The following is a 740-nucleotide window of genomic DNA, read 5'->3' on the forward strand; positions in this document are numbered from 1 at the left end:
GCCCGTCAGGTTGGCGTTCCGGCAATCGTTGTGTTCCTGAACAAGTGCGACCAGGTTGACGATGCAGAACTGCTCGAACTGGTTGAACTGGAAGTGCGTGAACTTCTGTCGAAGTACGACTTCCCGGGCGATGAAACCCCGATCATCAAGGGTTCGGCACTTGCTGCTCTTGAAGACAGCTCCAAGGAGCTGGGTGAAGATGCCGTTCGTGCGCTGATGGCTGCTGTTGACGATTACATTCCGACCCCGGAACGTCCGATCGACCAGCCGTTCCTGATGCCGATCGAAGACGTTTTCTCGATCTCTGGCCGTGGTACGGTTGTGACGGGTCGCGTTGAGCGCGGTATCGTCAAGGTTGGTGAAGAAGTTGAAATCGTCGGCATCAAGGCGACGACGAAGACGACGGTTACCGGCGTTGAAATGTTCCGCAAGCTGCTCGACCAGGGTCAGGCTGGCGACAATATCGGCGCTCTGATCCGCGGCGTTGGCCGTGAAGACGTTGAACGCGGTCAGGTTCTGTGCAAGCCGGGTTCTGTGAAGCCGCACACCAAGTTCAAGGCAGAAGCCTATATTCTGACCAAGGACGAAGGTGGTCGTCATACGCCGTTCTTCACGAACTACCGTCCGCAGTTCTACTTCCGCACGACGGACGTGACCGGTGTTGTCACGCTGCCGGAAGGTACGGAAATGGTCATGCCTGGCGACAATGTTGCCATGGACGTCACCCTGATCGTGCCGAT

The 740-nt window shown here is 57.0% G+C and carries 1 protein-coding gene; it reads left to right on the forward strand.

The window, feature by feature from the left end:
- Nucleotides 1-740: EF-Tu C-terminal domain-related protein (locus JNC70_RS22790; protein WP_374789059.1), on the forward strand; the 740-nt coding region annotated here is incomplete at both ends.

The organism is Brucella oryzae, from assembly GCF_041929965.1.
Classification (GTDB): Bacteria; Pseudomonadota; Alphaproteobacteria; order Rhizobiales; family Rhizobiaceae; genus Brucella; species Brucella oryzae.